The 6,302-nt window shown below is 64.8% G+C and carries 8 protein-coding genes; 3 read left to right on the top strand and 5 right to left on the bottom strand.

Going from position 1 to position 6,302, the window contains the following annotated elements; translation table 11 throughout:
• Nucleotides 1-42: 42 nt before the first annotated feature.
• Nucleotides 43-1,128, top strand: a complete 1,086-nt coding sequence (locus ABJO18_RS11025; protein ID WP_348508999.1) for a serine hydrolase domain-containing protein — start codon at nucleotides 43-45, stop codon at nucleotides 1,126-1,128.
• Nucleotides 1,129-1,133: 5 nt separating this feature from the next.
• Here the strand turns inward: ABJO18_RS11025 and ABJO18_RS11030 are convergent, their stop codons facing one another.
• Both ABJO18_RS11030 and ABJO18_RS11035 read right to left on the bottom strand, forming a co-directional pair.
• The gene (locus ABJO18_RS11030) at nucleotides 1,134-1,379 is read right to left on the bottom strand and encodes a twin transmembrane helix small protein (protein WP_348509000.1); all 246 of its coding nucleotides are present in this window, start codon (nucleotides 1,377-1,379) and stop codon (nucleotides 1,134-1,136) included.
• A gap of 30 nt (nucleotides 1,380-1,409) precedes the next feature.
• Nucleotides 1,410-1,886: a phage regulatory CII family protein gene (locus tag ABJO18_RS11035; RefSeq protein WP_348509001.1), complete on the bottom strand. Its 477-nt coding sequence runs from the start codon at nucleotides 1,884-1,886 to the stop codon at nucleotides 1,410-1,412.
• Nucleotides 1,887-2,022: 136 nt separating this feature from the next.
• Between ABJO18_RS11035 and ABJO18_RS11040 the strand changes: the two genes are divergently transcribed.
• Nucleotides 2,023-2,283, top strand: coding sequence for a DUF3892 domain-containing protein (locus tag ABJO18_RS11040; RefSeq protein ID WP_348509002.1), 261 nt, complete (start codon nucleotides 2,023-2,025; stop codon nucleotides 2,281-2,283).
• Nucleotides 2,284-2,333: 50 nt separating this feature from the next.
• Here ABJO18_RS11040 and ABJO18_RS11045 read toward each other — a convergent pair whose 3' ends face one another.
• Nucleotides 2,334-3,383, bottom strand: coding sequence for a Rieske 2Fe-2S domain-containing protein (locus tag ABJO18_RS11045; protein WP_348509003.1), 1,050 nt, complete (start codon nucleotides 3,381-3,383; stop codon nucleotides 2,334-2,336).
• 137 nt (nucleotides 3,384-3,520) lie between these two features.
• Here ABJO18_RS11045 and ABJO18_RS11050 point away from each other — a divergent pair, with 137 nt between their 5' ends.
• Nucleotides 3,521-4,075 carry a hypothetical protein gene (locus ABJO18_RS11050; protein ID WP_348509004.1) on the top strand — a complete coding sequence of 185 codons (555 nt, stop codon included), beginning with the start codon at nucleotides 3,521-3,523 and terminating at the stop codon, nucleotides 4,073-4,075.
• On the opposite strand, the gene ABJO18_RS11055 is transcribed toward ABJO18_RS11050, so the two are convergent.
• Nucleotides 4,072-5,004 (bottom strand): hypothetical protein, encoded by a 933-nt coding sequence (locus ABJO18_RS11055; RefSeq protein WP_348509005.1) that lies wholly within the window; start codon nucleotides 5,002-5,004, stop codon nucleotides 4,072-4,074. The genes ABJO18_RS11050 and ABJO18_RS11055 overlap by 4 nt on opposite strands.
• Before the next feature lie 99 nt (nucleotides 5,005-5,103).
• On the bottom strand, nucleotides 5,104-5,973 hold the full coding sequence (gluQRS, locus tag ABJO18_RS11060; protein WP_348509006.1) for a tRNA glutamyl-Q(34) synthetase GluQRS: 870 nt from the start codon (nucleotides 5,971-5,973) through the stop codon (nucleotides 5,104-5,106).
• Nucleotides 5,974-6,302 lie beyond the last annotated feature (329 nt).

Genomic DNA, 6,302 nt, shown 5'->3' on the forward strand with positions numbered 1-6,302 from the left:
GCGCCGCGCGCGAAAGCCCGGCCGGCAAACCGGAGGATATCCATGCTGTCACCGCTCTGCCTCGCCGCCGCGCCCGTCATCATGCTGCAGGCCGCAGCCCCGGCCGCCCAGGATGCCGAACTTGCCGTGACGGCCGAACAGCTGATCGGGGAAACCGGATCGCCGGGCGCGTCTGTCATGGTGGCGCGTGGCGGGGATATCCGCATCGGCACGGCCGGCGTGCGGGCCCGCGGCAGCGAGGCCGCGATCGCGCCGGACGATCTCTGGCATATCGGATCGGACACCAAGGCGATGACCGCGACCCTGGTTGCCCGCCTCGCCGAGCGCGGCGTGGTGAGCTGGGACGATACGGTCGCCGAACATCTGGGCAATCGCGTCGAGGAAGTCCATCCGGCCTATCGCGACATGACCTTCCGCCATCTCCTCTCGCACCGTGCCGGGCTGGACGCCAATCCGGGCATGCTGGCCCTGGTCGGTTTCGCCACCAATGACGCGCCCCTGGGCGAGCAGCGTCTCGACTACGCCGCCAACATGCTGGCGCGCGAACCGGCGGCGCAGGCCGAGACGGAGTTTCTCTATTCCAATGCCGGCTATGTGATCGCCGGGGCGATGCTGGAACAGGTGACGGGCGAAAGCTGGGAAGACCTGATCCGGGCCGAGGTGTTCGAACCGCTGGGGATGACCAGCGCCGGTTTCGGCGCGCCCGGTTCGGCGGACACGGTCGACCAGCCGCGCGGTCACCGCGCCGGCCTGTTCGGCGGGCTGAATCTCGTGGTGCCCGGGCCGCGTGCCGACAATCCGCCGGTGATGGGACCGGCCGGCACGGTGCACGCCTCGATGAGCGATATCGCCCGCTTCCTGACCGCGCATCTGGAGCAGCCGGAAGACTATCTCTCTGCCGACAGCTGGGCGCTGCTGCACACCCCACCCTTCGGCGGCGAGTATGCGATGGGCTGGGGTGTCGGCGAGGGCGGCCGGCTGCAGCACGCCGGGTCGAACACGATGTGGTTCGTCGTGGTCGCCGTCGATCCGGTGGCGGGCGAGGTGCGCGCGGTGGGCGTCAATGACGGCCGCATCGACCGGGTGGCCGGGCCCGTGCGCGACGCGCTGCAGGGCCTGGCGGACTGACGGGTTCAGCCGCCGAAATTCTGCCGGACCAGGAAGATCGCGATGATGATCAGGATGGCGGAGAATTGCAGCACGATGCGCAGGCGCATCAGCTTGTTCGAGCGCGAGCGCGCCTTCTCGTCACCGCGATAGAGATTGATGATGCCGAAGGCCAGCACGGCCACGACGGCGATCATCGCGAGGTAGAGCAGTCCGGTGAGAATATCGTCGATCGGCGGCATCAGCTTCTCCAGCGCAGGGGGATTGCCCATCGATGCCCCGCAGTTTTTGCGGGTTCAAGGCTAAGCCGCAGCTACTTCGCTTCTTCCCTCAATCCTTCTCTCAAGGAGTTTTTGCAGACGTACAAGTGCGCCAATCGCTTCATCGGTTTCCTTTAGCAGGCCGATGGCCTCTTCTTCGTCGACACGATTGTCTGCGAGCGCGTCGGCGCCTGCGACAAAAACCTCTCCGCTTTCCTTGAAGACCTTTCGAAGTTGCTCCGAAACTTGGCCTTCCGCATCGGTTGGCGGGATTCGGAAAAGTTCGAAGCCAAGTTCGTGTGCGAGCGCTTGTGTCACAATCGGTTTGCTACATTTGGCTTCGAGTTCGCACACGATATCGATCGGCATAAAGTAGGACATGTCATTCGCTGATCCGTACCGCGCAAGATGCGTCTTCTGGACACGTAGACCTTCGACGGCGGCCTCGACGCCGCCATTGGATCTAACGACCTCTCGAATGGCTTGTTTCAATCTATGCTTCTTGGTGTGAATTGTCATCGCCGCCCCCTGTTTGTTCCGGTTATCGGTGTCAACGGGAAATTTTCCCAAAACCTCCCGGTGACTGGTTGTACTGCGCTCGTATCAAATCCCCAAGGTGCATGAATTTTCATGCGGCAACTGTTGGAGAGAAGATATGGCTATTCGCCGTAGAGTGCGTTGCGTAACCAGAGACGATGATGGCGACATTACCCACATCGGGAATACTGCCGTTTGGGGAAAGCGCACGGTCGCGGAGGCGATCAAGGATATCCAAGGAGCGACCTACAGTTATTACGTGAAGGAAGATGGTCATTCCTCCGATGTCATCGCTGTCCCTAAAGACAATCCAACATACTTGAGGACCACGCCGGACGGGCACGACGAGAACAATCTCGATAATCTCGACGATTGCTGACTTAGCGCATCCGGGAAGCGCTCAGATAGTCAGAGTGCTGGGCTCTTTCCCTAGCTTCTCCAGCGCAGGGTGGCGGGCTTGACGGGGTTCCTGAAAGCCTCGCCCGTATCGCGGTGCTTGTCCCAGGCCCGTTTGAGGGCGAAATACCATTTCGCCTGCACGTCGGCATCGTGGATCAGCATCAGATTGGGATCATAGGCCAGGCCGACCTGCTGGGCGTTCACCGCATCGCGGTCCTGCCCGACAAAGATGGAGATACCCATCTTCAGCAGGAAGTTCGGGATGGCGTGGATCAGCGGGTGGTTCCAGTAGACCACGATCGTGATGGCCGTGGAGTTTTCATTGGTCGGCGTCACGGCCGTGAAACCGGTGAAATGCTTGCCGCCGGCATTGACGTATTCGGTGCGCAGGCCCGGCAGCTGGAAGCGGATCTCGGTCTGCGGCTCGCCCAGCAGGCGGTAGAGATAGGAATTCTTCGACGGGGTGTGCGGCAGCATGGTGAAGCCGCGCTCAACCGGGCCGAACTTCTTTTCCTTCTCGTGCACCGACTTGGCCGAGCGCCACCACCATTGCCGGTGGATATAGGGGATGTGGGCCGGGTCCATCAGGCCGATCACGGCATGGTCGACATGGCAGTTGAACACGTCGCGCACGACCAGGCGCGGCTTTTCCCCCTCGGGAATATCCAGCTTCGGCGGCTCGACGGCGGGCGGTTTGTCGGCGTCTTCCTCGCGGGCGTAGTAGATCCAGATCAGCCCCTGGTCCTCGTGCACCGGGAAGGCGCGGGTGCGGATCTTGGTGAGGTCCATCGCCTTGGCCTGCTCGGCGGTCAGCGAGGGGATGGCGGCGCAGGACCCGTCCGTGCGGAAACGCCAGCCATGATAGGGGCATTCCACATGGGTCTCGCCATCATGCTGCTGGGCTTCGCCGCCGGACAGAAGGATGCCCCGGTGCGGACAGATATCCTTCAGCGCATAGGCTTTGCCATTATGGTCGCGGCCAAACAGGATAGGTTGCCCCAGCAACTCGCGATGGAGATGCTGGCCCGGTTTGAGCTCGCTCGACAGGCAGCCGAAATACCAGAGATCACGCACGAACATGGATCGCCTGATAGCGTGTCCGGTGCCGCCTGCCTAGCATGGAGACCGCATTAAACCTGCGGCATATCCGCTTGCGGGGCGCCGCCTGCGGGCCCTAGTCTGATGCCAGCGCTGGGGCGCGCAAACGGGGTGCGGCGATGTGGACACGCGCTTTGCGGCGTTTCGGCCTGGCCGGAACAGCTGCCCTGACCGCCATGGCCTGCTCGCAGCAGGACGCGGCCGACATACCGGCAAGCGCGCTGCCCGCCGGCGTGCTCACGGCCTTTCACGATCATCTCGACCGGATCAGCGGCGGCGCGCTCGTTTGCCGTGACGGCGATATCGCTGCCGCCGCGACGGTGTCCGGCGACATCAATTCCGATCGCCGGCCCGATTATGTCGTCGATACGCGCAGTCTCAACTGCCAGGCCCGCCGCGACGGGCCGGCCGTGGCCTATTTCTGCGGCACGGGCAGCTGTGCCTTCCCGCTGATCGTGTCGCAGGGCGAGGCCTGGCAGACCGTGGCCCTGATGTCCGGCAATCAGGCGCGCATCGTGCAGCATTATCAGGAGAGCCGGATCGAGATCCGGGAGAATGCGCGCGGTGTGCCGGGCGGCGGCATCACCGTGCGCGAATACACCTGGCGCGAGGGCCGGCTGGTGCGCACCGGCGAGTGGGTGGAAGGTGTCGAGGCGCGGCGCCTGACCGACTAGTCGGCCGCCTCCGCCCCGTTGAGCTGGTCGATATAGCCGGCACCCAGCGATTGTTCGACGACCAGGATTTCCGGCTTGTCGAAACGCAGCGCGATCCGGCCCTCCTCGTAGAAGCGGAACGTGTCACCGGCATAGACGGGGGTGCCATAGGCCGCATCCATCGCCGTCTGCAGGCGCCCGGATTCGCCGCGCCCGGTCAGGATCCAGGCCAGCACAAGCTGGTCATCGCCGAACACGAACTCGATCTTGCGTTCGAAACCGGCGACGGGGTAGCCGAAACAATTGATCTGGGTCTGGGTCGCCGGCTCGGTCGGCAGGCTGGGCGGATCGATCTCGCGCACCTGGACGACGGGGCAGGCCGCCTCGATCTCCGGCATCAGGGTCTCGAGGCTGGCGCCCGGACGCACTTCCGGAGGAATGGAGACATCGAGCGGCGCGTAGTCGAGCGTTTCACCGTCCAGTAGCGGATTGTGCCAGGCGAAAAGATTGGCATGCAGCCCGTCGGCCGAGAGGATGTGCGCTGTGCCTGCGGCATCGTCGAGAATCAGCCCGGCGGCCGGATAGGCGGTCCAGTGGGCATAGGACACGCTGTCGCCGGCATTGACGGTCAGCGGGGCCGTGTCGCCGCGGGCCTCGATCTGGACCAGTGCGCCGTCGGCGAGGGTGAAGACCGCCGCGTCGAGCCGTTCGCCGCTGTCAAAGGTGAAGCCGGTGCAGACGAGATGGGTTTCCTGCTCGCGCGCCAGCGGGAAGCCGGCGGTTGGCGGGGAGACGGCCTGCAGGCTGTCGCAGCGCGGTTCGAGCGCCTGTTCGACGCTCGCCCGGTCCGCGCCGAACACCAGCGTTTCGTCGAAGGCCTGCGACGGCGCCGGACCGGTTTGCGTCGTGGCGGCCAGGGCCGCGGCGAGCGAGAGTGAAAGCAGTGGCATGATGTCCCCGTTCTGGATTGTGTGCGTCCTGTGAGGGTGATGCGTGGCGGCCGCCGTCCGGATGCGCGACGACGGATTAAATCCCGCTCATGTGGACGCTCAGGCGAAGCGCGCCCGGATATCCGCCGGTGTCTCGCCGGCTGCTCGCATGGCGCGCAGTGTGGCGGCCTTGTTGCGCTTGGCGAAGCGTTCGCCCTTCGCATCCGTCAGAAGCCGGTGATGGCGGTAGACCGGGGTCGGCAGATCCAGCAGCGTCTGCAACAGCACGTGCAGCGGGGTGAGATCATAAAGGTCGACCCCGCGGATCACATGGGTGATGCCCTGCAGGGCATCGTCATGCACGACGGCGATGTGATAGCTCGTGCCGACATCCTTGCGCGCCAGCACGACATCGCCCAGCGGATCGGGATCGGCAGCGATCTCCCCCCGGCCATCCTCGAGAAAGCGCCCCTCCTCGACAAAGCGCCCCTCCTCGACAAAACACATTGCCGCAAAGCGCTCGCCCAGCACATCGCGGCAGCGTTCCAGCGACAGCCGCCAGGCATAGGCCTCGCCCGCCGCGACACGCGCCGCTTCCTCGTCCGCGCCCATCGGTTCGGCCGGTCCGCGATAGACATCGCCGACGCCATGCGGCGCGCGGGCGATATCCTCCAGGATTTCCCGCCGCGTCTTGAAACAGCGATAGACGACACCCCGTTCCTGCAGCCGCTGCAGCACACCGTCGAAATCGCCGAAATGCGCCGACTGCCGCCGCACCGGCTCCTCCCATTCCAGCCCCAGCCAGGCCAGATCCTCCAGGATGGCGGCATCGAATTCCGGCTTGCAGCGCACCGTGTCGATATCCTCCATCCGCAAAATAAACCGCCCGCCAGCCTCTCGCGCCGCCGAAAACGCCGTCCACGCCGAAAAGGCATGGCCGAGATGGAGATAGCCGGTCGGTGAGGGGGCGAAACGCGTGGTGAAGGTCATGGGCCGGGTTCTGGACAAGGGCTCGCCCCGCTTGCGGGGGAGCTGTCGGCGTAGCCGACTGAGGGGGCGCCGCGCAAGCGGCACGCGAGGATTTTGAAGGCGCGGCGGGGCCGCGCGCCCCTCATCCGGGCTTCGCCCCCCTTCTCCCCGGTGGGGGAGAAGGGGGCATTCTCTCCCTCTCCCCCCAACGGCAGGGCTATCGCATATGGGCGATGGCGTTGAGGAGGTAGTCGTTTTCCCAGGCGCAACGTTTCATGCGTCTTCGTATGGATGTTTTGGGGTCGTCGATGCGCTGCAGGAGGCTCATGGCGAGGCGGGTGATGAGGGCG

This window comes from Maricaulis sp. (genome assembly GCF_039978735.1).
In the GTDB taxonomy this organism is placed as follows: domain Bacteria; phylum Pseudomonadota; class Alphaproteobacteria; order Caulobacterales; family Maricaulaceae; genus Maricaulis.

Coding starts and splice junctions, on each gene's coding strand:
- ABJO18_RS11040 (WP_348509002.1), top strand. CDS start 2,023: ATGGCTATTCGCCGTAGAGTGCGTTGCGTAACCAGAGACGATGATGGC.
- ABJO18_RS11030 (WP_348509000.1), bottom strand. CDS start 1,379: ATGGGCAATCCCCCTGCGCTGGAGAAGCTGATGCCGCCGATCGACGAT.
- ABJO18_RS11035 (WP_348509001.1), bottom strand. CDS start 1,886: ATGACAATTCACACCAAGAAGCATAGATTGAAACAAGCCATTCGAGAG.
- ABJO18_RS11055 (WP_348509005.1), bottom strand. CDS start 5,004: ATGCCACTGCTTTCACTCTCGCTCGCCGCGGCCCTGGCCGCCACGACG.
- gluQRS (WP_348509006.1), bottom strand. CDS start 5,973: ATGACCTTCACCACGCGTTTCGCCCCCTCACCGACCGGCTATCTCCAT.
- ABJO18_RS11045 (WP_348509003.1), bottom strand. CDS start 3,383: ATGTTCGTGCGTGATCTCTGGTATTTCGGCTGCCTGTCGAGCGAGCTC.
- ABJO18_RS11025 (WP_348508999.1), top strand. CDS start 43: ATGCTGTCACCGCTCTGCCTCGCCGCCGCGCCCGTCATCATGCTGCAG.
- ABJO18_RS11050 (WP_348509004.1), top strand. CDS start 3,521: ATGTGGACACGCGCTTTGCGGCGTTTCGGCCTGGCCGGAACAGCTGCC.